At 69.9% G+C, this 23,766-nt stretch carries 24 protein-coding genes and 1 pseudogene; 15 read left to right on the top strand and 10 right to left on the bottom strand.

Going from position 1 to position 23,766, the window contains the following annotated elements; translation table 11 throughout:
- A partial coding sequence (locus VGW35_18680; protein HEV8309693.1) for a trypsin-like peptidase domain-containing protein occupies positions 1–1,091 on the bottom strand: 1,091 nt, incomplete at its 3' end.
- Between the two features lie 122 nt (positions 1,092–1,213).
- Between VGW35_18680 and VGW35_18675 the strand changes: the two genes are divergently transcribed.
- The 4 genes from VGW35_18675 (at position 1,214) to VGW35_18660 (ending at position 5,615) form a co-directional block, all read left to right on the top strand.
- A complete protein-coding gene (locus VGW35_18675; protein ID HEV8309692.1) occupies positions 1,214–2,002 on the top strand; it encodes an enoyl-CoA hydratase-related protein in 789 nt (262 codons plus the stop codon).
- Between the two features lie 44 nt (positions 2,003–2,046).
- Positions 2,047–3,627 carry an ABC transporter substrate-binding protein gene (locus tag VGW35_18670; protein ID HEV8309691.1) on the top strand — a complete coding sequence of 527 codons (1,581 nt, stop codon included), beginning with the start codon at positions 2,047–2,049 and terminating at the stop codon, positions 3,625–3,627.
- 69 nt (positions 3,628–3,696) lie between these two features.
- Entirely contained in the window at positions 3,697–4,725 is a 1,029-nt protein-coding gene (locus tag VGW35_18665; protein HEV8309690.1) for an ABC transporter permease, read from the top strand.
- Between the two features lie 2 nt (positions 4,726–4,727).
- A complete protein-coding gene (locus VGW35_18660; protein ID HEV8309689.1) occupies positions 4,728–5,615 on the top strand; it encodes an ABC transporter permease in 888 nt (295 codons plus the stop codon).
- Positions 5,616–5,779: 164 nt separating this feature from the next.
- Here VGW35_18660 and VGW35_18655 read toward each other — a convergent pair whose 3' ends face one another.
- From VGW35_18655 to VGW35_18615, 9 genes are all read right to left on the bottom strand, one after another.
- Positions 5,780–5,953 carry a hypothetical protein gene (locus VGW35_18655; GenBank protein ID HEV8309688.1) on the bottom strand — a complete coding sequence of 58 codons (174 nt, stop codon included), beginning with the start codon at positions 5,951–5,953 and terminating at the stop codon, positions 5,780–5,782.
- Positions 5,954–6,101: 148 nt separating this feature from the next.
- The gene (locus VGW35_18650) at positions 6,102–7,265 is read right to left on the bottom strand and encodes a pyridoxal phosphate-dependent aminotransferase (GenBank protein HEV8309687.1); all 1,164 of its coding nucleotides are present in this window, start codon (positions 7,263–7,265) and stop codon (positions 6,102–6,104) included.
- A 13-nt stretch (positions 7,266–7,278) separates the two neighbouring features.
- On the bottom strand, positions 7,279–8,301 hold the full coding sequence (locus VGW35_18645; protein ID HEV8309686.1) for a succinylglutamate desuccinylase/aspartoacylase family protein: 1,023 nt from the start codon (positions 8,299–8,301) through the stop codon (positions 7,279–7,281).
- Between the two features lie 52 nt (positions 8,302–8,353).
- The gene (locus tag VGW35_18640; protein HEV8309685.1) at positions 8,354–9,451 is read right to left on the bottom strand and encodes an ABC transporter substrate-binding protein; all 1,098 of its coding nucleotides are present in this window, start codon (positions 9,449–9,451) and stop codon (positions 8,354–8,356) included.
- Complete coding sequence (locus VGW35_18635) at positions 9,445–10,296, bottom strand: ABC transporter permease (GenBank protein ID HEV8309684.1); 852 nt, start codon at positions 10,294–10,296, stop codon at positions 9,445–9,447. The genes VGW35_18640 and VGW35_18635 overlap by 7 nt, the downstream gene beginning before the upstream one ends.
- Positions 10,293–11,078, bottom strand: a complete 786-nt coding sequence (locus VGW35_18630; protein HEV8309683.1) for an ABC transporter ATP-binding protein — start codon at positions 11,076–11,078, stop codon at positions 10,293–10,295. The genes VGW35_18635 and VGW35_18630 overlap by 4 nt, the downstream gene beginning before the upstream one ends.
- Before the next feature lie 115 nt (positions 11,079–11,193).
- Positions 11,194–12,678, bottom strand: coding sequence for a tripartite tricarboxylate transporter permease (locus VGW35_18625; protein ID HEV8309682.1), 1,485 nt, complete (start codon positions 12,676–12,678; stop codon positions 11,194–11,196).
- Between the two features lie 7 nt (positions 12,679–12,685).
- Positions 12,686–13,144: a tripartite tricarboxylate transporter TctB family protein gene (locus VGW35_18620; protein ID HEV8309681.1), complete on the bottom strand. Its 459-nt coding sequence runs from the start codon at positions 13,142–13,144 to the stop codon at positions 12,686–12,688.
- 5 nt (positions 13,145–13,149) lie between these two features.
- Positions 13,150–14,118 carry a tripartite tricarboxylate transporter substrate-binding protein gene (locus tag VGW35_18615; GenBank protein ID HEV8309680.1) on the bottom strand — a complete coding sequence of 323 codons (969 nt, stop codon included), beginning with the start codon at positions 14,116–14,118 and terminating at the stop codon, positions 13,150–13,152.
- A gap of 201 nt (positions 14,119–14,319) precedes the next feature.
- On the opposite strand from VGW35_18615, the gene VGW35_18610 reads away from it, so the two are divergent.
- From VGW35_18610 to VGW35_18560, 11 genes and pseudogenes are all read left to right on the top strand, one after another.
- The gene (locus VGW35_18610; protein ID HEV8309679.1) at positions 14,320–15,645 is read left to right on the top strand and encodes an extracellular solute-binding protein; all 1,326 of its coding nucleotides are present in this window, start codon (positions 14,320–14,322) and stop codon (positions 15,643–15,645) included.
- 62 nt (positions 15,646–15,707) lie between these two features.
- Positions 15,708–16,616, top strand: coding sequence for a sugar ABC transporter permease (locus tag VGW35_18605; protein ID HEV8309678.1), 909 nt, complete (start codon positions 15,708–15,710; stop codon positions 16,614–16,616).
- Between the two features lie 74 nt (positions 16,617–16,690).
- Positions 16,691–17,545, top strand: a complete 855-nt coding sequence (locus tag VGW35_18600) for a carbohydrate ABC transporter permease (GenBank protein ID HEV8309677.1) — start codon at positions 16,691–16,693, stop codon at positions 17,543–17,545.
- A gap of 157 nt (positions 17,546–17,702) precedes the next feature.
- Complete coding sequence (locus VGW35_18595; GenBank protein HEV8309676.1) at positions 17,703–18,404, top strand: RraA family protein; 702 nt, start codon at positions 17,703–17,705, stop codon at positions 18,402–18,404.
- 11 nt (positions 18,405–18,415) lie between these two features.
- Positions 18,416–19,585 carry a pyridoxal phosphate-dependent aminotransferase gene (locus tag VGW35_18590; GenBank protein HEV8309675.1) on the top strand — a complete coding sequence of 390 codons (1,170 nt, stop codon included), beginning with the start codon at positions 18,416–18,418 and terminating at the stop codon, positions 19,583–19,585.
- Positions 19,582–19,761: a hypothetical protein gene (locus VGW35_18585; protein HEV8309674.1), complete on the top strand. Its 180-nt coding sequence runs from the start codon at positions 19,582–19,584 to the stop codon at positions 19,759–19,761. Before VGW35_18590 ends, VGW35_18585 begins: the two co-directional genes overlap by 4 nt.
- 21 nt (positions 19,762–19,782) lie before the next feature.
- Positions 19,783–20,208 carry a hypothetical protein gene (locus tag VGW35_18580; GenBank protein HEV8309673.1) on the top strand — a complete coding sequence of 142 codons (426 nt, stop codon included), beginning with the start codon at positions 19,783–19,785 and terminating at the stop codon, positions 20,206–20,208.
- A 12-nt stretch (positions 20,209–20,220) separates the two neighbouring features.
- Positions 20,221–20,445: pseudogene (locus tag VGW35_18575) on the top strand (thioredoxin family protein).
- A gap of 123 nt (positions 20,446–20,568) precedes the next feature.
- Positions 20,569–20,982, top strand: coding sequence for a gamma-glutamylcyclotransferase family protein (locus VGW35_18570; protein HEV8309672.1), 414 nt, complete (start codon positions 20,569–20,571; stop codon positions 20,980–20,982).
- Positions 20,983–21,005: 23 nt separating this feature from the next.
- Positions 21,006–22,397, top strand: coding sequence for an aspartate aminotransferase family protein (locus VGW35_18565; GenBank protein ID HEV8309671.1), 1,392 nt, complete (start codon positions 21,006–21,008; stop codon positions 22,395–22,397).
- A 76-nt stretch (positions 22,398–22,473) separates the two neighbouring features.
- Positions 22,474–23,766: hypothetical protein (locus tag VGW35_18560; protein HEV8309670.1), on the top strand; the 1,293-nt coding region annotated here is incomplete at its 3' end.

Below are 23,766 nucleotides of genomic sequence, written 5' to 3'. Positions count from 1 at the left end.
GGGACGGCCTTGCGCGCGCGGTCGCGGAGCAGCGTGACCTCGACCTTGGTGCCGGGCGGGATGCCGGCGACGCGGCGCGAGAGGTCGGGGGGCCCGGTCACCGGCTGGTCGCCGAGGGCCAGGATGATGTCGCCCTTCTGGATGCCGGCCCGCTCGGCCGGCGAGCCCGGGCTCACGCTCTCGACGGCGGCGCCCCGGGCCTCCTGGAGGCCGAGCGACTCGGCCATGGCGACGCTGACCGGGCGGACGGCCACCCCGAGCCAGCCGCGGACGACGGTGCCGCGCTCGCGGAGCTGGGGGAGGACCGTCTTGGCCAGGTTGATCGGGATGGCGAACCCGATGCCGACCGAGCCGCCGGTCTGGGAGAAGATCGCGGTGTTGATGCCGACCACGGCGCCGCGGCTGTCGATCAGGGGGCCGCCCGAGTTCCCGGGGTTCACCGAGGCGTCCGTCTGGATGAAGTCGTCGTAGGGACCGGCGCCGATGAACCGCTCCTTGGCGCTCACGATCCCCGTCGTCACCGTCTGGTCGAGCCCGAACGGGTTCCCGATCGCCATCACGGGCTCGGCGACCTGGAGGTGGTCGGAGTCCCCGAGCGGCAGGACGGGCAGGTCCTTGGCGTCGATCTTGAGGAGGGCGACGTCGGTCGCGGGATCGGCGCCGACGATCTTGGCCGGATGCTCGGTCCCGCGGTCGAGCTTCACGACGATCTCTCCGCCGCCGGCCACCACGTGGTTGTTGGTGACGACGTAGCCGTCGGGCGAGATGATGAACCCGGAGCCGAGGCTCGAGCGGGGGGTCGGGGGCGGCACGCCCTCGAAGAAGCGCCGGAGGAACTCCTGCATGGGATCGCTGGCCCGGCCCTGGGTCGTGCTCACGTTGACGACCGCGGGGCGGGCGGCCTTGGCCAGATCGACCCAGAGCGCGAAGGCCGGCGGCAGCGACGCGTCGCCCTTGGCGGCGGTCCAGAAGTCGGCGGCCCGCGCTCCGCCGGGCGGATGGAAGTCGATCCGCACCGAAACGACCCCGGCCACCACCAGCACGGCGGCCAGGAGCGCGATCGCGGTCAGCCAGCCGACGCCCCGACGCACGAATCCATTCTAGCAGGGAGCGACTGGCCTCGTCGCCCCGGCGCGTGGCAGAATGGAGGCGCTCCGGCCCCGGGTCTGCCGGGTCCGCAGCGAGTTCCTCTCCGTCCCCCAAGGAGACGCCCATGGGTTACGAGGCCATCAAGCTCGAGGTGGCGGCCGGGATCGCGACGATCACGCTCAACCGTCCCGACGCCTTCAACGCCATGAACCTGACGCTCGGCCGAGAGCTCTTCTCGGCCGTGCTCGAGGTGGACGAGGACCCGGCGGTGCGCTGCGTCGTCCTGACCGGCGCCGGCAAGGCCTTCTGTGGCGGGGGCGACGTGCGGGACTTCGCCGAGAGCCTGCCCCGGATCGGGATCCTCATCAAGGAGCTGACGACCTACGTCCACGGCGCGGTGTCGCGCCTGGTGCGGACGCCCAAGCCCGTGATCACGGCCGTCAACGGGGTGGCGGCCGGCGGCGGCTTCTCGCTGGCCATCGCGGGCGACCTGGTGCTGGCCGCCGAGTCCGCCCGCTTCACCATGGCCTATTCCCGCATCGCCGCCACGCCCGACGGCTCGTGCTCGTACTGGCTCCCGCGCCTGGTCGGGATCCGGCGGGCCACCGAGCTCTTCTACACGAACCGCGTCCTGACCGCGAAGGAGGCGATGGAGTGGGGGCTCGTCACGCGCGCGGTGCCGGATGCCGAGCTGCCCGACGCCGTGCGGCGTCTGGCCGGCGAGCTCGCGCAGGGTCCGACGCTGGCTCTCGGGCGCGGCAAGGGCCTCTTCCATGCCTCGACGACGGAGAGCCTCGAGACCCAGATGGAGCTGGAGAGCCAGTCGATCGCCCGGAGCGGCCACACCGAGGATTTCGCCGAGGGGGTGCGGGCCTTCGCCGAGAAGCGTCCCCCGGTCTTCAAGGGACGGTGATCAGGGTGACGGATGGGCCAGACCGGCCGACGAAGGGGGAGCCAATGCGCACGTCCATCGTTCTCGCACGCCTCGGCCTCGCCCTGGCTTTCGCGGCGCTGGCCACCAGCGCGCCGGCCGCCGAGAAGACACTCGTGGTCGGCTCGAGCTTCATCATCAAGAGCCTCGATCCCGGCCGCACGATCGAGACGACCAGCAACATGATCAATCACTCCGTCTACGACTCGCTGGTCACCTTCGACGGCGAGGACCTCCGTGACCCCAAGCCCTCGCTGGCGACCGACTGGAAGGTCGCCGACGACGGCAAGACCTATACCTTCCGGCTGCGGCGGAACGTGAAGTTCTCGAGCGGAAACCCGTTGACGTCGGCCGACGTGAAGTGGTCGCTGGACCGGGTGAAGAACCTCAAGAACAACCCCGCGTTCTTTCTCAACTCGGTCGACGAGATCCTCGCCCCCGATCCCTACACGGTGGTGCTGAAGCTCAAGGCGCCGAACCCGGCTCTCCTTCCGATCCTCGCCAGCTCGAGCCTGGCCGCGCTCGACAGCAAGCTCGTCACGCAGAAGGGCGGCGACGCGAGCGCCGACGCCAAGGACCGGGACAAGGCGGAGAGCTTCCTCAACGGGCAGTCGGCGGGGACCGGCGCGTATGTCCTCGAGCGGTATGTCCCCGAGCACGAGGTGGTGCTGGTCAGGAACCCCGCCCACTGGCGCGGCGCGCCCAAGCTGGACCGGATCGTGGTCCGGAACATCACCGAGCCGGCCAGCCAGAAGCTCCAGCTCGAGCGGGGCGACCTCGACATCGCGACCGGGCTGGATCAGGACCAGATGAAGGCGCTGCGGAGCGCGGCTGGCGTCATGACGAAGACCAGCCCGGCCGCCACGACCTTCTACATCCTCTTGAACGCGAACCCGCAGATCGGCGGACCGTTCGCGAACCCGAAGGTCCAGCAGGCCGTCCGCTACGCCCTCGACTACGAGGGAATCCTGGCGATCGCGGGGCCGGGCGCCGTGCGGCTGGCCGGGGTGATCCCGACCAGCTTCCCCGGATCGCTCGATCCTCGGCAGGCGATCCGGACCGACCGCGAGAAGGCGAAGGCGCTGCTGAAGGACGCCAATCTCGGGGAGGTGAAGGGCGTCATCACCTACGCGAGCGACTCGACCATCTGGGGCGTCCAGATGAGCCTCCTGGCCCAGAAGATCCAGGCCGATCTCGCCGCGGTGGGGATCGGCATCACGCTGAACGGGCTGCCCCGGACGACCGCGCTGCAGCTCTACCGCGACGGGAAGAACCAGCTCGGCGTCTGGAGCTGGGCCGCCGACTACCCGGATGGCCAGAACTTCCTCGTCTACGCGCCCGGGCGGACGGTCGGGAAGCGCGCCGGGTGGCTCCCGGAGGCGAGCCCCGAGGCCCGCGAGCTGGCCCAGGTCGCGACGGAGGCCGAGACCCAGGGGGATCCGGCCAGGAGCGCCGGCCTCTACCGGAAGTTCGAGGAGCGGCTGGCCCAGATCGGCCCCTACGCGCCCCTCTTCCAGCCGGCCGTTCCTTACGCCTTCCGGTCCAACGTGCAGGGCGTGACCTTCAACAGCGTGTGGGGGGTCGACTTCTGGACGATCGGCAAGTGATCCCGGAATGACCGCCCCCGGCGGCGCCGCCGGGGGTCCGGCCGGCGCCGCCCTCGCCGCGGGGGAGCGATCCTGAGCGGCCTCCAGCTCTTCGTCGCCCGCCGCCTGCTGCTGCTCGGGCCGATGCTCCTCGGCATCACCCTCCTGAGCTTCGTCCTCTCGAATGCCGTCCCCGCCGACCCGGTCACGGCCAACCTCGGGGAGCAGGCCGCGGCCGACCCCCAGATCGTCGCCGCGTTCCGGCACGAGTGGGGTCTCGACCGGCCGCTGCCGGAGCAGTACGGCATCTACCTGTGGAACCTGCTCCACGGCAATCTGGGGCTCTCGATCTCCACGCGTCAGCCGGTCCTGCTCGACCTCCAGCAGCGGTTCCCGGCGACGATCGAGCTGGCCATCGCGGCGATGACGCTCAGCGTCCTGGTGGGGATCCCGCTGGGGGTCCTCTCGGCGGTCCGGCGCGACAGCCTCCTCGACCAGCTCACGCGGGTCGCCTCGCTGGTCGGCGTGTCGATGCCCGTCTTCTGGCTGGGGCTCGTCGCGCTGCTGGTCTTCTACGCGCGGCTCGGCTGGGCGCCGGCGCCCGGGCGGCTCAGCGCGACCCTCTCGACCCCGCCGGCGGTCACCGGGTTCCTGGTGCTCGACGCCCTGCTGGCGGGGCGCCCGGACGCGGCGCTGGACACGCTGCACCACCTCGTGTTGCCGGCGGTCGTCCTCTCGACCTACAACCTCGGCGTACTGGCGCGGCTCATGCGGGGAAGCACGCTCGACGTCCTGGGCGAGGACTACGTGCGGACGGCGCGGGCCAAGGGTCTCGACGAGCGGGCGGTGACGCTCCGGCATGCGGCGCGCAACGCTCTCATTCCGGTCGTCACCGTGATCGGGCTGAGCTTCGGCCGGCTCCTCTCGGGCGCCGTGATCATCGAGAGCGTCTTCGCCTGGCCCGGCCTCGGCCTCTACGCCTTCCGGAGCGCGACCTCGCTCGACTTCCCGGCGATCATGGGGGTCGGGATGGTGATCGCGACCGTCTACGTCGCCGCCAACCTGCTGGTCGACGTCGCCTACGCCTTCATCGACCCGCGGATCCAGGTCGGAGCTTAGGAATGGACGTCGCGGTCGAGAGTCCGCCACGCCTCGACGCTCGGGAGAGGGCCGGGCTCCGCCGCTCCCTTCCCGGCCCTTTCCGGCGGTCCCCGCTGAGCCTGGTGGCCCTGGCGGTCGTGGGCGGCTGGCTCGCGCTGGCGGCGGCCGCCCCCGCGGTCGCCCCCTACGAGCCGCTCCGCCAGGACATCGCGAACCGTCTGGGCCCGCCGTCCACGGCCCACTGGCTCGGCACCGACGCCCTGGGGCGCGACGTCTGGAGCCGCATTCTCTACGGCGCGCGCATCTCGATCCCGGTCGGGATCGTCGCGGTGGTGCTGGCGGCGGTCCTCGGCGGCGCGGTGGGCGGCGTCGCCGGGTTCGTCGGCCGGCTGGTCGACGAGGTCGTGATGCGGGTGACCGACCTGATGCTCGCGTTTCCGACGGTCATCCTGGCCCTCGTGATCACGGCGGCTCTCGGCGCCGGGATCCGGAACGCGGTGATCGCGATCATGATCGCCTGGTGGCCCACTTACGCCCGCCTGGTGCGCGGCCTCGTGCTGGCGGTGCGCGAGCGCGAGTACGTCCAGGGGGCGTACGCGCTCGGCGGGTCGGACGGCCGCGTGCTGGTGCGGTACATCGTCCCCAACGTGATCTCGTCCGTCATCGTGATCGCCACGCTGGACGTCGGCCACGCGATCCTGACCTTCGCCGCGCTGAGCTTCCTCGGGCTGGGGCCTCCGCCCGAGGTGCCGGAGTGGGGCTCGATGATCGCCGCCGGACGCAACTACTTCGACCAGTGGTGGATCGGCACGTTCCCCGGCCTGGCCATCCTCAGCCTCACGATCGCCTTCAACGTGGTCGGGGACAGCCTGCGGGACTACCTGGACCCGCGGCTGCGCAAGGCGTAGATCATGGGAGGGGGCCTCGACGGCCCCCTCCCAGACCCTTCCCCCCGGGGGGTTGCGCGGGCAAGCCCGCGCTCGGAGCGGAACACCGACCCGCGGCGGCTGGGCCAGGAGTTGGCGCGCGATTACTCCGGCAGCCTCCTGGCGCGCACGAGCGTCCGCGGCGCTCACCCGAGCTCCTCCGCCCGGCGGAGGCTCGCGATCATCGAGGCGCGGAGGAGATAGTCGCGCGCCTTCGCCGGGTCGGCCGCTGCCTCGCGCAGGCGGCGCGTGAACTGCTCGTGGGCCTGGGGGTCCGTCGCCTCGAGCTCCTGCTTGTTGCGGATCGTGTGGGCCTGCACGTAGTCTGGGAGCCTGTCGGGTTAACAGGCGCTACGCGAACGCCAGACCGCCGACGGTTGCTGTTCCCGCTCCGAGCGCCGGCTTTGCCGGCGCAACCTGTCCGGGGGGAGGTCTCGGAGGGGGCCGCGGAGGCCCCCTCCGAAGAGACTAGAGCGTCAGGCGGCCGGCCCGGTAATCCGCGACGAAGCGATCGATCTCGGCGAGGCCGGCCCGGATGGTCTCGGCGGACGTCCCCGGCCCGAGCCCGAGCCGGACGTGGCGCTCGTGCCCGTAGCAGCTCCCGGGGATGAGGTAGGTCCGGTACGGCGGGTCGAGGAGTCGCACGCACAGGTCCCACGACGGGATGTCGAGGTCGTAGGACGGGAACGAGAGGAACCCGCCGCGGGGCGGGACCCAGCGGAAGACGCCGTTCCGCATCATCCAGTCGGCCACCAGGTCGTAGTTGACCCGCGCCGCGGCCATCGTCTCTTTGACGAGCGCCCAGTACTTCGTCGGCTCGAGCGCGGCCAGGGCCACGACCTCGTCCAGCCGGCTCTGCTGGTGCAGGCTGATGTAGTACTTGAGGCTCAGGCACCGCTCGAGGAACGCCCGGTCGCGGGTGGCCAGCCATCCCAGGCGCAGCCCGCTCATTCCCAGCGTCTTCGACACGCTGCTGGTCGTGACGCCACGCTCGTAGCAGTTGACGACCGACGGGGACAGCCCCCCGTCCCACTCCAGGCCTCGGTAGATCTCGTCGGAGACCACATACGCCCCGGACCGGGCCGCGATGTCGCAGACGGCCCGGAGCTCGCGCTCGTCGAGCACGGCCCCGGTGGGGTTGCTCGGGTGGCAGAGGTAGATGAGCTTCACGCGCGGCGAGACCATCGCCGCCAGCTCGTCGAGGTCGAACTTCCAGTCGAGCTCGGGCCGGCGGCGGAGGATCCGGGCCTGGATCCGGAACGCCTGGCACAGCACCCTCGGCTGTTCCCACGACGGCGACTCGATGATGGCCTCGTCGCCGGCGTCGAGGGCCGCCATGAAGGCGAGAAAGTTCGCGTGCTGGGTGCCGGAGGTCACCAGGACGTGCTCGATCTCGACCTCGTAGTGCTGGGAGTCGATGATCCGCTGGCGGAGGGGCGGGTAGCCGTAGCGGTTGCCGGACTTCGCCAGGCGGAGGTCGAGGGGAATCCCGTCGAGGACGTCTCCCAGCGTGAGCACCCGCCCTTCGGGGTCGATCAGCGTGTGCACGGTCCACCGTTGCCGGTCGACGTCCCAGCCCTTGTCCCGCCCGATGTTGAAGAACTCGCTGAGCTTCTGAGACTGGATGTCCATCGCGACGCCTCCCTCAGCGCACGAATCGATCCGTCGGGGCGAAGGGCGGCGCCGGCTCCGTGACCCAGCACTTCAGCACGGCGTCCCCCGAGGTGACCACCTTGTGGGTCCAGATGATGCGAACCAGTCCGCGGGCCGGGGCCCGGAGCGTCTCGACGACGTCGCCGAAGGCATCCCAGACCTCGCCCAGCTCCTGGCCCTCGCTGACCGTCTCGCCGATCCCGACGGAGAGGCGCAGCAGGCCGCCGCGCCGGGCCTGGACGACGAACTGCGACGCGCCGAGGACCTGGCCGGCCGGCACCACCGGCTCGCCCGGCAGCATCCGGAGAAAGCGCATGACGTTCGTGATGCCGTGGACGTGCGTGCTGACGTCGGCCGGGTCGAGGCCCCCGGCGCTGCCGCACTCTCCCAGGATCGAGGCGACACCCCGCCTGGCCGCCTCCGTCGTCACGGTCCCGGCCGGGACCAGCGCCGTCCCCTCCCGGAACAGCGCGACGATCCGGGGGCTGTAGCAGCGCGCCATCGCCTCGCCGGTCTCGTCGAGCTCGGGCTTGCCCGTCATGCGGTACGCCGCGTAGGGCCAGAGAATCTCGGTGAGGTCGCCTCCGTGGCAGTCGATGTGATGGGTGGCGAGGCTCAGGATCTCGCTGAAGAGCGTGTGGGCGATCAGCTCGGTGATGGTGCCATCGGGCCGACCGGGAGCCACGCGATTGAGGTTCAGGCCGTCGATCGGCGAGACAAACGCCGACCGCGCGGCGAACATCGGCATGTTGACGACCGGGATCGCGATGACCGTCCCGGCCAGCGTCGCCGGGTCGAGCTGCCGCGCCATCTCGCGGACCGCCGTCTGGCCGGGGTACTCGGTCGCGTGGACGCCCCCGGTGAGGCAGAGCGTCGGCCCGGGCCGGCGGCCATGGACGACGACCACCGGCATCTCGATCGGGCCGGCGCCCGTCTCGCCCACCTTCAGGAAGCTGTGGCGCTTGGCGCCGCGCTCGACGACGACGTCGCGGATCCGGACAGGATCCTGTGTCATGGTGCCTCCGGTCATGGCCGCCAGGCCGGGCCCGCGACTGAGTCACGGCCGGTCAGCGGGCCGGCTTGTAGGCGCGCGCCTCCGCGGCGACCTTCTCGGCGTCGAAGCGGTTGATCTCGTCGATCAGCTCGTTGGTCACCAGGTCCTTCGCGTCGACGGGCTGCTTGATGATGCCCCATTTCGTCATGAAGTCGACGTAGGCCGCGTAATTCCGCTCGGAGTTCTCGCCCCATTTCCGCGCGCCCGCCTTCTCGAGCTTCCAGTTCTGCGCCCGCGCCTGCAGGACCCTGGTGTCGTCCCGGATCGCCGTCGCCTCATCCTTGCCGGTCGGCTTCGTCGCCGGGAAGACCTCGTACAGGATGCGGACGGCCGCCTCCGGATTGGTGATGGCGAAGACGGTGCCCTTGGCATAGCCTCGGGCCAGCCCGACCGCCTCCCGGTGCCGGCTCTTGAGCGTCTCCTCGGTGGCCAGGAAGCCATTCGAGGGGTAGCGGTCGATCTCGCGGGTGTCCAGCAAGCGGAGCTTGACCCCGGCGTTCTCGACGATGGCGTACTGAGTGTCGAACTGGCTCAGCGCGTCCACCTGCTTGTTCCGCACGAGGGCCGCCGTCTGCGCGCCTTCCCCGGCCACCACGATGGTGATGTCCTTGTCGGGGTCGAGGCCGGCCGTCGCCGCCAGCGCCCGGGCCACGATGACGCCGCCGGAAGACATGGAGATGACGCCGACGTTCTTCCCCTTGAGGTCGGCGAGCTTCTGGATGGGGCTGTCGGCGGGCACGGCGATGCCGTAGATGTTGCCCTGGTACGCGGTGTAGAAGATCTTGGCCTTGATCCCCTGGGGGCGGCCGATGGCCAGGGGCTCCACGCTCGGCAGCGCGAAGTCGACTTCCTTGGTGGCCACGTTCTTGACACAGTCGGTGGAGCCGGGGAGCGGGATCAGCTCGACCTCGATCCCCTCCTGCTTGAACCAGCCCAGCTTGGTCGCGATGGCGAACGGCGTCGCGGCCGCCGTGACGGTCCGGGCGCACCAGCCCACGCGGAGGCGGGCGACCTGCGCGCCGGCCGGCAGCGCCAGCAGGCTCGCGGCCAGCCCGAGTGCGATCAGCCGGGTGAGCCATCCGCCGGCCCGGGATATCCGGCACCCTACCATGCGCTGACCTCCTTCTTGACACGAGCGTCGCCGGCCAGGGTTGGCGCGGTCTCCGGCTCCTCGCTCGGCCGGCGCGCGGCCCGCTCCTTCTCCGAGGGATCCCAGAACAGGACCCGGCGCCGGATGAGGAGGATGCCGCGGTTGAGGGCGAGGCCCACCAGCGACAGGACGAGCAGGACGGAGAACTGGCCCGAGACGTCCATGGTGAAGTTCATGCTCTGGATCAGCATGCCGAGCCCGGACGTGGCGCCGACGAACTCGCCGACGATGGCGCCGATGAGGGCGAAGATCATCGCCACGTCGAGGCCGGCCATGACGAACGGGAGGGCATTGGGCAGGCGAAGCATCCAGAAGATCTGACGCTCGCTGGCCGCCAGCGAGCGCATGAGGCTCACCCGATCTTCATCGGCCGACCGCAGGCCCACCATCGTGTTCACCAGCAGCGGGAAGAAGGCGACCAGCGCCGCGTTCACCACCTTGGAGGTGAGGCCGAGCCCGAACCAGATCACGATGAGGGGCGCCAGGGCGACCTTGGGCAGCGACTGGAACATCACGATGTACGGATAGAGGAAGTATTCCACGTAGCGGTTCATGGCGACGGCCGTGCCCAGAGAAAAGCCGAGCAGGGAGCCGAGCAGGAAGCCGAGGAGCGTCTCCAGGAGCGTGTAGTAGAGATGCCGGAGGTAGAGACCACTCGAGATGCCCCGCCACAGCGCGACCACCACCTTGGATGGCGGCGGCAGGACGAAGGGCGGGATCTCCAGCAGCCGCACGGTCGCTTCCCAGGCGAGAACCGAGGTGGCGAAGAACACCGCCGTCAGCAGGAGGTTCCGGGTGCGGCTCATGCGTCGAATCCGCCCTTGGCCCGGAACTGGGCGCGGAGGTGGCGGACGGCGTCGCCGAAGCCGGGCGTGCTCATGACGTCCAGCGAGCGAGGTCGGGGGATCTCCACCGGCAGCTTTTCGAGGATGCGGCCCGGCCGCGGGCTCATCACGAGCACCCGGTCAGCCAGGAACACGGCTTCCGGGATCGAGTGCGTGATGAAGAGCACGGTCTTCTGCCGCTCCAGCCAGATGCGCTGGAGCTCCAGGTTCATGTGCTCGCGGGTCATGGCGTCGAGCGCGCCGAATGGCTCGTCCATGAGCAGCATGGCGGGGTCGTGGACGAGCGCGCGGGTCAGCGCGACCCGCTGCTGCATGCCTCCCGACAGCTCCCACGGGTAACGGTGCTCGAAGCCCTCGAGCCCCACGAGCCCGAGGAGCTCGAGCGCGGGCTGCGTATGACGCGCGCGCCCGAGCCCCTGGACGTCTACCGGCAGGAGCACGTTGTCCAGCACGCTCCGCCAGGGGAAGAGCACGGGGGACTGGAAGACCACCCCGATGTCCCGCCGCGGACCGGCGATCGGCGTGCCGCGGAGCCGCGCCTCGCCGGTCGACGGGGGCAGGATGCCGGCCAGGATCTTGAGGAGCGTGGACTTGCCGCACCCCGAGGGCCCGACGACGGCGATGAACTCGCCTTCCGCGACGTCGAAGGAGATGCGGTCGAGCGCCGCCACGCGCCCGTCGCGGGTCGGGTAGTGCTTGGAGACCCCCTTGACGGCGATCGCGTCGGCAGTCGCGGTGGTCATGGCATCCCGGACGGGTGGCGTGATCTGGGTTCCTCGCTCGATCGAGACAGCCGGGACGCGATCCCACTCCGTCGCGCCGGCACGCTGCTGAGCCTACTATGCGGGCCGAAAAAACTCAATCGGGACGGCCCCAGACGCGCCGGAGCAGCGGAGGCAGGATCAGCACGGCCAGGGTGATGCCGACCAGGGTCGCCGCGATGGGGCGGGTCAGGAAGACCGAGGGATCGCCCTGGCTCAAGGCGAGGGCCCGCCGGAGCTGCTGCTCCGAGAGTGGACCGAGGATCATTCCCACCAGCACCGGCGCGACCGGGAAGTCGTAGAGGCGCATGACGTACCCGATGAGCCCGACGATGATCAGGATCACCAGGTCCGCGACCGAGTTGTTCGCCGCGTAGGCGCCGAGAAAGGCGAAGATGAGGATGCCCGCGTAGAGGTAGGGCCGCGGGATCATGAGGAGGCGCACCCAGATGGGCGCCAGCGGAAGGTTCAGGATCAGCAGCATGGTGTTGCCGATGTAGAGGCTCGCGATGAGCCCCCAGACGAGGTCGGGCCGCTGCTCGAAGAGGAGCGGCCCGGGCTGGAGCCCGTATCCCTGGAAGGCGGCCAGCAGGATGGCCGCCGTGGCCGAAGTGGGCAGGCCGAGGGTCAGGAGCGGCACCAGGACGCCGGCCGCGGCGGCGTTGTTCGCGGCCTCCGGCCCCGCCACGCCTTCGATGGCCCCCCGGCCGAACTCCTCGGGATGCTTCGTGAGGCGCTTTTCCGCGAGGTAGGACAGGAAGGTCGGGATCTCGGCGCCGCCGGCCGGCAGCGCTCCGATCGGGAAGCCGAAGAGCGTGCCGCGCAGCCACGGCTTCCAGGACCGCCGCCACTCCTCGCTCGTCATCCAGATGGAGCCGGCCAGGGGGACGATCTCGCCCTCCCGCTCGTGGACCGCCGCGTACAGCGTCTCCCCCACGGCGAAGAGCCCCACCACGACGATCACCACGCCGATCCCGTCGAGGAGCGCCGGCTGGGCGAGGGTGAACCGAGCCTGCCCGGTCTGGGTGTCGATGCCGATCAGGCCGAGGCCGAGGCCGAAGAAGAGGCTGATCGCGCCCCGGAGCCGCGACTCGCCGAGCACGGCCGAGACGGTGGTGAAGGCGAGCAGCATGAGGGCGAAATACTCAGCGGGGCCGAAGGCGAGGGCGACCGAGACCATCGGTGGCGCCAGGAAGGTGAGCCCGAGCGTGGCCAGCGTGCCGGCCACGAAGGAGCCGACCGCGGCGGTGGCCAGGGCGGCCGACCCGCGGCCCCGGCGCGCCATCTGATAGCCCTCGAGCGAGGTGATGATCGAGGCCGACTCCCCCGGCGTCCGGATGAGGATCGAGGTGGTGGACCCACCGTACATCGCCCCGTAGTACACCCCGCAGAACATGATGAAGCTGGCGGTCGGCGCCAGGTTGTAGGTGACCGGCAGGAGGAGCGCCACGGTCAGCGCCGGGCCGATCCCCGGCAGGACGCCGACGGCCGTGCCCAGCACGGCGCCGATGAAGGCGAAGAGCAGGTTGAGTGGCTGGACGGCGACCGCGAAGCCGTGCCCCAGCGCGAGCAGGGTGTCCATGGCCGGCCTACCAGCGCTCGAAGAGACCCCCGGGGAGCGACACGCCGAGGGCGCGCGAGAACACGTAGTAGACGACGACCCCCAGCACGGCGCCGAGCACCACGTTCCACCCCCAGCGCCGGGAGCCGAAGCCGCGGGCGGTCAGGACGAAGAGGAACAGGGCGGCGACCGGGAAGCCGAGGGGCGCCATGGCCAGGGTGGCCGCGGCGAGCCCGCCGAGGATCCAGGGCATCGTGCCCCGCTCCACCGGGCCGCCGGCCTCCGGGAACGTCATGCCGCGCCGGACCGCGATCAGGAAGGCCACGCCGAGAACGGTCAGCGCGGCCCCGATCAGGGTCGGGAAGGCCCGGGGGCCCACACCGGCGTACGGAGTCTCGCCGGCGATCGTCTGGGCTCCCACGAGGAAGAAGAGGCCGAGGGCGGTGACGCCGGCGCCGACCGCGAGGGGACGGCTCTCGGGCTTCACGGCGCCTACTTGACGAGCCCGACGTCCTTCAGCACCTTGGCGGTCTGCTCCTCCGAGGCCTTGACGAACTTGGCGAAGGCGTCCCCGGCCAGGTACGCGTCCTCCCAGTTGTGCTTTTTCAGCTCGGCCTTCCAGGAGGGAGACTTCGCCATCGCGTCGATGACATCGAGCAGGGCCTTGCGGTCGGCCGCGCCGATCCCGCCCGGTGCGACGACGCCCCGCCAGTTCCCGAGCTCGACGTTGACCCCCTGCTCCTTGAGCGTCGGGGCGTTGATCCCCGTGATGCGTGAGGGCGCGCTGAGCCCGATGGCCCTCAACTTGCCCGACTCGATGTGCGGCTGGAACTCGCCGTAGCCGCTGATGCCGGCCGTCGCCTGGGCGCCGAGGAGGGCGGCTACGGCCTCGCCTCCGCCCGCGTAGGCGACGTAGTTGACCTTGGCGCCGGGGACGCCGACGGTGTCGGCGACCAGAGCGGCCAGGATGTGATCGACGCCGCCGCGCGAGCCGCCGACGATGGAGGTGGCGCCCGGGTCCTTCTTGAGAGCCTCGGTGAAGTCCTTCAGGTTCTGGATCTTGGACGAGACCGGCACGGCGATGACGAGGTACTCGGAGGTGAGGCGGGCGATCGGAGTGACCGCCTCCAGGGTCACCGGAGACTTGTTGGTGAGGATGGCGCCGACCATGACGAGGCCCATGACCATGAGGGACCCGCCCTCGCCCTTGGCCCTGGCGAACTCGGCGAGCCCGATGGTGCCGCCGGCTCCGCCGCGGTTCGTGAGCCGGATGGCTCCGGTCACGAGCTTCTCGGCGCGCAGCACCTGCTCCAGGGCGCGGCCGGTCTGGTCCCAGCCGCCGCCGGGATTGGCGGGGATCAGGAGCTTGAGGGCCGGGAGCGGCTCGACGGCCAAGGCGGCGGCCGCGCCGGTGACGGTCAGGGCAACCGCCAGGCATGGACTGACGAGGACCTTGAGCATGGATGGACTCCCTTTCCGAGCAGGTTGAGGTGGAGTGCGGACGCCGGAATTATACCGCGCCCGACCGGGAACGAGCCCGGCCGGCTGCGCCCCCCGGCCGCTCCCCCATTGCGCGGGCCCGAAGCCCTATAGTAGGCTCCGGACAGGCCGGTCCCTGTCCCCATCGAGGCTCCTCACAGAACCACGACACGGGAGGTTGCCATGGACACCACGACACGAACGGGGGGGCTCCGGGGTCCCGGCCCGGGCCTGACGCGACGCCGCTTCCTCGGGTCGACGGGCGCGGCCGTGGGCGCCGCGTCGATGGGCTGGCTGGCCGAGCGCACGCCCCCGGCCGTTGCCCAGCGGCGCACCCTCACGGGCCTGTCGCTGAGCCTCTTCGTCCCCTCGGGCGACGAGCGGTTCAGCGAGCTCATGCAGGAGTTCGGCAAGCAGGCCGGCTGCGACGTCCGCTACGACACCATCAAGGTCACCGACGTCCCGGTCAAGCTGGCGGCCGAGGCCACCGTGCAGGCCGGCCACGATCTCATCGATCTGTGGGAGGCCTTCGGCTACCTGCACCGGAACAACCTGGCCAACATCGACGACGTCCTGGACGACGTGGGCCGGCGGTACGAGGTGTATCCGGGGCCGCGGGCCACGTTCCACATCGACGGCCACTGGAAGGTGGCGCCGTGGTACTGGCTCTCGGTCGTGGGGACGTACAACGTCAAGCACTGGAAGGCCGCGAATCTCGCCCTCCCCAAGACCTTCGAGGAGCTTCACCGGGCGGGCACCGAGCTGAAGAAGCGCGGGGCGCCGGTGGGGATCGCCATCAGCAACTGCACCGACGCCATCCTCACCTGGCGCCACATCATGTGGTGCTACGGGGCCAAGGAAGTCGAGGCGGACAGCAAGACCATCGCCATCAACTCGCCGAAGACGGCGGAGTTCCTCGAGTTCGCCAAGCGGCTGTACACCGACACGATGACCTCGGAGGTCCTGTCCTGGGACGACGCCGGCAACAACCGCCTGATTCTCTCGGGTAAGGGCTCGTGGGTCCACAACCCGGTCAGCATTTACCTCTCCGCCAAGGACAACAAGCTTCCCATCGCGGACGAGGTCGATCACCACGAAGGGCTCAGCGGACCGGCCGGACGCTACGCGGCGACGTTCAACCACGGCCTCGGGATCTGGAAATTCTCGAAGAACGTCGACCTGGCGAAGGATTTCCTCCGCTTCTTCTACCAGGAGGACAAGTACGCCTCGTGGATCGCGGCGGCCAAGGGCTTCTGCATGAGTCCCTTCAAGAAGTTCGAGGGCCACGAGGTCTGGAAGAAGGACCCGAAGCTCACGCTCTTGCCGAAGGAAGGGCCCTACACGCGACCGCAGGGCTGGCCGGGCCAGCCGACCCAGTACATCGCCGCCATGGACTCGAAGTACCTCCTGCCCAACATGATCGCCCGGGTCGTCGGGGGCACCTCGATCAAGGACGCGATGGGCTGGATGGAAGGGGAGATGCAGAGGATCTTCAAGGAAACCCTCTGAGCCGCGCGGCGCCGGCCCGCGGCCGCCCCTCCGGGGGTGGCCGGGCCGGCGTCCTCCCGCTCATGCTCCGCTCGAGCCGCCGCGCCGAGGCTTTCACCGGCATCGCTCTGGTCCTGCCGGCCCTGTGCTGGATCACCCTGCTCGTCGCGTATCCCTTCTTCATGGCGCTCTACTACAGCGTGAGCAACACGGTGGTCGGCCAGGGCACGGGGACGTTCGTCGGCCTGGCGAACTTCCGGGCGCTCCTGGCCGACGGGACGTTCCTGCAGACCGTCCAGAATTCGGTCGTCTTCACGTCGATCGCCGTCGTCGTGAAGACGGTCCTCGGCGTGTCGCTCGCCCTCATCCTCCACCGGAAGCTGCGGCTCAAGCGATTGATCCGTGGCCTGGTGCTCCTGCCGTTCGTGATCCCGACCGCGCTCTCCACGCTCGGGTGGCTCTGGATGTACGACTCGCTCTACAGCGTGATCACCTGGACGGTGAACCACGTCCTGCTCGGGCCGGCCGGGCTCCGGCCACTCGAGGTGAACTGGCTCGGCTCGCCCGTCCTGGCCATGGCGGCGGTCATCGTGGTCAACGTCTGGCGCGGTCTGCCGTTCTTCGCGGTGACGGTGCTGGCCGGTCTCACCGGGATCCCGACCGAGTTCTACGAGGCGGCCGAGGTCGACGGGGCGGGCCGCTGGGGACGGTTCTGGTATGTCACCTATCCGCTGCTGAAGCCGATCCTCGCCGTCGTGATCCTGTTCTCGACGATCTTCACCTTCGCCGACTTCAACATCGTGTACGTGCTGACGCGGGGCGGGCCTCAAGAGAGCACGCACCTCTTCGCCACGCTCTCCCACGCCCTGGCCTTCGAGAGCTTGCAGCTCGGGAAGGGGGCGGCGGTCTCGCTCTTCATGTTCCCGGCGCTGGTGGTGATCGTGGCGCTGCAGCTGCACTTCTTGCACCGCGACGAGACCCGCTATGCGTAGCAGCGCGCCGCCGCCCGCCGCGGGTCCTGCTGGTGGCGGGCCCTGTGGCGGCCCGGGGCCAAGGCGGAGTCCCCGTGGCTAGCGTGAGGCGGGGCGGGGCGTTGCGGCACTTCGTGGCCGACCACGTCGGGCTGGCCCCCTTCCTGCTCTTCATCCTGTTCCCGATCTACTTCATGCTCCTGACCGCGTTCAAGAGCGATCGGGAGCTCTACGACCTCCAGGCGGTCCCCTTCTGGCTCCGCGACGGCGTCTCGCTCGGCCACTTCCGCCACCTCTTCCTCAAGACGAATTTCTGGCGCTGGCTCGCCAACAGCCTGATCGTGTCGTTCGTGACCATGACGATGTCGGTCCTCATCAGCATCCTGGCCGCCTACAGCCTCGCCCGCCTTCGGTTTCCGGGCCGCCGGTCCTTCGGGATCGGGGTGTTCATCACGTATCTGGTCCCGCCGACCCTCCTCTTCCTCCCCCTGACCCAGATCGTGCACTGGCTCGGTCTCATCGACAGCCTGTGGGCCCTGGTCCTCACCTATCCCACGTTTCTCATCCCGTTCTGCACCTGGCTCCTCCTCGGCTACTTCAAGGTCGTGCCGCGGGAGATCGAGGAGTGCGCCCTGGTGGACGGCTGCGGGCGACTGGGCGTGCTCTTTCGCATCATGATCCCGGTGGCGATTCCCGGCATCGTCTGCGCGATGCTCTTCGCGTTCACCCTGGCGTGGAACGAGTTCCTCTACGCGCTGACCTTCACCTCGGCGAGCGTGACCAAGACCGTGACGGTCGGGGTGGCCGGCGAGATGATCCGGGGCGACGTCTTCCACTGGGGCGGCATCATGGCCGGCGCAATCACCGGGGCCCTCCCGGTGGTCGTGATGTACGTGTTCTTCCTCGACTACTACGTGGTCGGGCTCACCGCCGGCTCCGTGAAGGGCTGATCGGCTCCGGGGCCGGTCGCCCGAGCCGCCAGGACGGCCCTTGAGCGGGACGGCGGGCGCGCGGTAAGATGACGCCCGCGCCGCTCCGATGCTGCCGCCCGGACCCGTACCGTTCCGCGGCCGGTCCGCCGGATTGCCCGGCCACCGAGGAGGAGTGATGGCCACGTCCCGCCGTCGCGCGAAGCCCGGCCCGCGGAACCCGACCGTCTCCACGGCGGACCTTTGCGCCCGCTACGGCCGCATCTACACGGCGGCGATCACGGATGTCCTCGACAAGCGCGGGTACTACAACCAGACGCTGCCCCACGACATCGTCCCGCTGGCGGCCGACACCCGGCTGGCGGGCGTGGCGTTCCCGGCCAGCGGCAAGCAGAGCCGGAACACCGAGACCGATGGCCCCATCCGGGCGTTTCTGAAGCTGCTCGGCGCCGTGCCCCGCGAGGCCGTCCTCGTGATCCAGGCCAACGATGACGTGGCCGCCCACTTCGGCGAGCTCTCCGCGGTGGCCATGAAGACGCGGGGCGTTCGCGGGGTGGTCGTGGACGGCGCCACGCGGGACGCCGCCTACATCCTGCGGGAGAAGTTCCCGCTCTTCTGTCGCTACCGGACGCCGCAGGATTCGCTGCCCCGCTGGCGGGCGGTGGAGTGGGGACGTCCGGTCACGATCGGGGACGTGCGGGTCACGCCCGGCGACATGGTGGTGGGCGACTTCGACGGGGTCGCGGTGGTCCCCAGGAAGCTCGTGCTCGAGGTGCTGCTGGAGTGCGAAGCGTTGCTGGACGCGGAGAACCAGGTGCGCGACGCCGTCCGAAAGGGCATGGCGCCGCTCCAGGCCTACGAGAAGTTCGGCGTCTTTTGACGGAGACGAGCATGATGCAGGCAGCGGAGCGGATGGGACGGCTGGGGACGGAGTCCGCCTTCGAGGTGCTGGCCCGGGCCCGGGCCCTGGAGCGGCAGGGGAAGGCGGTGGTGCACCTCGAGATCGGCGAGCCGGACTTCGACACCCCGGCCCACATCAAGGAAGCGGCCAAGCGCGCGCTCGACGCCGGCGCGACCCACTACGGCCCGTCGGCGGGGCTGCCCGAGCTCCGCGAGGCCATCGCCAAGCACATCGGCGAGACGCGCGGCATCCCGGTGTCGGCCGACGAGGTCGTCGTGACCCCGGGGGCGAAGCCGATCATGTTCTTCGCGATCCTGGCGCTGGTGAACCGCGGCGACGAGGTCGTCTACCCGAACCCCGGCTTCCCGATCTACGAGTCCGTCATCAACTTCGTCGGCGGCGTGCCGGTGCCCATCCCGCTCGTGGAGGAGACCGGGTTCGGCTTGGACCTCGGGGAGCTCGAGCGGCGGGTCTCGCGGAAGACCCGGCTCCTCATCATCAACTCGCCGCAGAACCCGACCGGCGGTGTGCTGGCGCCCGAGGAGATCGGCCGGATCGCCGAGATCGCCCGGCACTATCGCGTCCCCGTCTTCTCGGACGAGATCTACCGTCGATTCCTCTACGAAGGCCAGTTCGCCTCCATCGCCAGCCTGCCCGGGATGAAGGAGCAGACGATCATCCTGGACGGCTTCTCGAAGTCGTACGCGATGACGGGCTGGCGGCTCGGGTACGGCGTCATGCCGGTGCCGCTGGCCGAGCACATCACGCGGCTGATGACGAACTCCGCCTCCTGCACGGCGACCTTCATCCAGCAGGCCGGCCTGGCGGCCCTCCAGGGGGACGACACGCCGGTCCAGACCATGGTTGAGGAGTTCCGCCACCGCCGCGATCTCATCGTGGACGGGCTCAACCGGCTCCCGGGTGTCTCCTGCGCCCGGCCGCGGGGCGCCTTCTATGTGTTCCCGAACGTGAAGCAGCTCGGCCGCTCGTCCAAGGAGATCGCCACCTACCTCCTCGACGAGGGCGGAGTCGCCGTCCTCTGGGGCACGGCCTTCGGCGAGTTCGGCGAGGGCTACCTCCGGCTGTCGTACGCGGCGTCGCGGGAGGCGATCCAGCGGGCGCTCGATCAGGTGGGCAAGGCGCTCGCCCGGCTGGGATGAGCGCGGAGTTCGGTCCCGCCACCGACGAGCTCCTCTACGAGCGTCGCGGCGCCGTCGCCTTCCTGACGTTCAACCGCCCGCAGGCCCGGAACGCGATGACGTGGGCCATGTACGAGGTGCGTGACGGCACCGCGCCCGCGCCGGGCAGCGGCATCTCCGGTATAATGGAGCGCTGAGGCGTCCCGACAGGAGGCACGATGGCGATCCTGACCGAGAAGGACCGAGCCGGGGTCACCGAGGAGCTTCAGAAGCTCGCCGGTCCCGTCAAGCTCGTGGTGTTCAGCCAGGAGCTCGGCTCCGAGTACTGCCTCGAGACGGAGCGGCTCGCCCGTGAAGTCGCCGAGTGCTCGGACAAGGTGGCGGTGGAGATTTACAACCTCCACATCGACCGCGAGAAGGCGGCTGCCTACGGAGTCGACCGGGTACCGGCCGTCGTCGTCGAGGGAGCCCGGGACTACGGGATCCGCTTCTTCGGGATTCCCCTGGGCTACGAGTTCACGAACCTGATCGACGGCATGCTGGTGGCGGCGTCCGGTGAGCCCCGGCTCAGCCCCGAGACCATCGAGCGGCTGCGTGGCCTCCAGAAGCCCGTCCACATCCAGGTCTTCACCACCCCCACCTGACCCCACTGTCCCCGGGCCGTGCGCCTGGCACACCATCTGGCAGTGGCGTCGGAGCTGATCCGCGGCGACTGCGTGGAAGCGACCGAGTTCCCCGACCTGGCCCAGCGTTACAGCGTGATGGCTGTTCCCAAGACCGTGGTGAACGAGCGCGTGTCGTTCGAAGGAGCCCTGCCGGAGGCCCAGTTCGTCGAGCAGGTGCTCCGGGCGGCCGGAGATGGCAACGGGGCCCCGCGGTGAGCTCCGGGTCGGAGCCCGGCCAGGCCTGCGCGACGCCCGAGCCGCCCCGGCGCCGCTGAGCGCACCAGGACCACACGTCGGCACTGGGCTGCGATCCCATGACCGGCAGAAGGATCGGGCCAGGTGGCGTTTGATCGGCTCTTCGCCTACGGCACGCTGATGTCCGGCCTTGCACGGCGGCCCCTCCTCGGGGCGGGGGCCGTCCTCGAAGGACGCGGCCGCATCCGAGGTTCGCTCTATGATTTCGGCGAGTATCCGGGGGTGGTTCTGGAGGGCGCGGGCTGGGTATCCGGGCAGCTCTACCGCATCCCCGATTCCGCCGATCGGCTGCTCGCGCTGGACCGGGCCGAGGGGTACGACCCGGCCGACGAGGCGCAAAGCCTGTTCGTCCGGCGGCGGGTGGCCGTCCTGATCGGGGACGGGTCGACTCGCGAGGCCTGGGTCTACGTGTACAACGGACCGACCGGGCGCGGGCCGCGCATCGCCTCCGGCGACTGGCGTGCCCACGTGACCGCGCGCAAACAACTCTCGCGCTGACCTTGCCTCCAAAGGAGGATTTCATGGCCACCGTGAACGCGGCGGAGCTCGTCAAGAACGATCAATCCCATCTCATCCATCCGCTGCATCATGCCTCCGAGGCCGCCGAGCCGATGGTCATCGTCGAGGGCCGGGGCGCGATCATCCGCGACATCCAGGGCCACGAGTACATCGACGGGCTCTCGGGGCTGTGGAACGTGAGCGTGGGGCACGGGCGCGAGGAGCTGGCTCGGGCCGCCTTCGAGCAGATGAAGAGCCTGGCCTACTTCTCGAACTACGTGGGCAACTCGAACGTGCCGGCCGTCATGCTGGCCACGAAGCTGGTCGGGCTCGCCTACCGGAATCTCTCCGCGGTCTTCTTCACCTGCGGCGGGGCGGAAGCCAACGAGTCCGCGTTCAAGACGGCGCGCTTTTACTGGAAGGCGAAAGGGAAGCCCGACAAGGTCAAGGTCATCGCCCGGCAGAATGCCTATCACGGAGTCACCCTCCAGGCGATGAGCGCGACGGGCATGGCGCCCTACTGGAAGATGTTCGAGCCGCGGGTGCCCGGCTTCTTGCACATCCAGCCGCCCTACGCTTATCGCTTCCAGGGGGCGAAGCCGGGGGAGACGGTGGGGCAGGCGGCGGCCCGCGAGCTCGAGGAGGCGATTCTCCGCGAGGGTCCGGACACCGTGGCCGCCTTCATCGCCGAGCCCGTCATCGGCGGCGGCGGCGTGATCGTGCCCCCCGACGACTACTTTCCGCGGATCCGCGAGATCTGCACGCGGCATCGGGTCCTGTTCATCTCCGACGAGGTGATCACCGGCTTCTGCCGCACCGGGCACTGGTTCGCGCTGACCCACTGGGGGGTCGAGCCCGACATCATGTCCTTTGCCAAGGCGGTGACCTCCGGCTACCAGCCGCTCGGTGGAATCATGGTGTCCCAGGAGATCCAGGATGCCATCAACTCGGTCCCCCTCGACAGCCGCTGGATGCACGCCTACACCTACTCGGGGCATCCCACCTGCTGCGCCGTCGGCATCGCCAACCTCGAGATCATGGAGCGTGAGCGGCTGTGGGAGCGGGCGGCCAAGATGGGCACGCGGCTCCACCAGGGGCTGCTCGGGCTCCAGAAGGAGCTGGCCGCGATCGGCGACGTCCGGGGCGGGAAGGGACTCCTGGCCGCCGTGGAGCTCGTCTCCGACCGCGGAACCAAGGCCGGGTTCCCGGCCGACGACAAGGTCGGGTTCCGCGTGCGCCGTGAGATGGAAAAACGGGGACTCGCGACCCGCACCCGGTCGCTGCCGGTGACCGGCGGGACCGTGGCCGAGCAGATCTTCCTGGCCCCTCCGCTGGTGATCAGCGAGGCAGAGGTCGACCGGGTCCTCGACATCGTGCGGAGCGCCATCGCCGCCGTGGTCCCTGGCCGGGCCTGAGCCCGCCGCCCCGCCGCGTCCGCGTTCTTGCCGGGCCCTGCCCGGGGGCGTACCCTGGGGAAGCGAAGGGTGTGCCGTGCCTGGTGAAGCGCCGAGCCTCGCCCAGCTGATCGACTCCCGGACCCGGGAAGGGGAGCTCTGGGAGCCGCTTGCCGACGGACGGCTCCGCTGCTACGCGTGTGGCCACCGCTGCGTGATCCCGCCCGGGCAGCGCGGGATCTGCAAGGTCCGCTACAACACCGGGGGCCGCCTCCTCGTCCCCTGGGGCTACGTCGCCGGGCTCCAGCTCGATCCCATCGAGAAGAAGCCGTTCTTCCACGCCTACCCGGGATCGAAGGCCCTGTCCTTCGGCATGCTCGGATGTGATCTGCACTGCGCGTATTGTTTCTCGGGCGACACTCCAGTGCTGACTCCGAGTGGAGTCGTATCCATCAAGGCGATCTTTGATGCGGCACATGACCCGACGCCGATCATGGGCGGCGTGGTTCGCTTCCCGCAGGAACTTAGGGTCGTCACGGCCACCGGCAACCTCGCGTCGGCCTCGAAGGTGTTCCGGCACTCGTATCGCGGGCCCATGTCCGTCATCAAGGCGATGTACCTGCCGGCGATCCGCTGCACGCCGGACCACCGCTGGCTGGCGACTACCGACCCCTCGGGGCAGGGGGTGGCGGAGGTCCCGGCACAGGAGCTGACACCGAATCACTTCGTGCTGGTGCCGAAGGCAGTGGGTTTCGGAAATCGGATCACGCTGGATGTAGCCGACGTTCTGCGCAACGTCACCGCGACGTTCTCGACTCCACGGTCGCTGACTCTCGCCGAGGTCGGGTCCATCATGGAGGCCTCGGAGCACGGAGAATCCTCTCGCGTGATCGGGGCTCGTCTCGGCAAAGATCCATCCTACGTCCGACACGTCCGCAGCAAGGTTCGTCGCGGGCGCTGGGTCTATGAAGCAACCCAGGGCATTGCGATCGGGAGCCATTTCCTGATTCCGATCGTGTCAGTCACGGCCGAGCCCTTCGAAGGGGACGTCTACAACCTGGAAGTCGAGGGCGAGCACTCGTACGTGGCCGGCTTCTGCGCCGTGAAGAACTGTCAGAACGCCCTCACCTCGCAGGCCCTGCGCGATCCGGCGATGGGAGTGCCGCCCCAGGACGTGACACCGGAGCAGGTCGTGGCCCTCGCCCAGCGCTCCGGGGCCAGGGTCCTGACCAGTACCTACAACGAGCCGCTGATCACCAGCGAATGGGCGGTCCACATCTTCCGGGCGGCCAAGTCGGCCGGCCTGGTCTGCTCGTACGTCTCGAACGGCAACGCCACCGCCGAGGTGCTCGACTACATCCGGCCGTACGTGGACCTCTACAAGGTCGAC

It is taken from the genome of Candidatus Methylomirabilota bacterium (genome assembly GCA_036005065.1).
Classification (GTDB): Bacteria; Methylomirabilota; Methylomirabilia; order Rokubacteriales; family DASRDR01; genus DASYQW01.
Note: the sequence above shows the minus strand (reverse complement) of the source record. Positions and strands in the feature narration are given on the sequence as shown.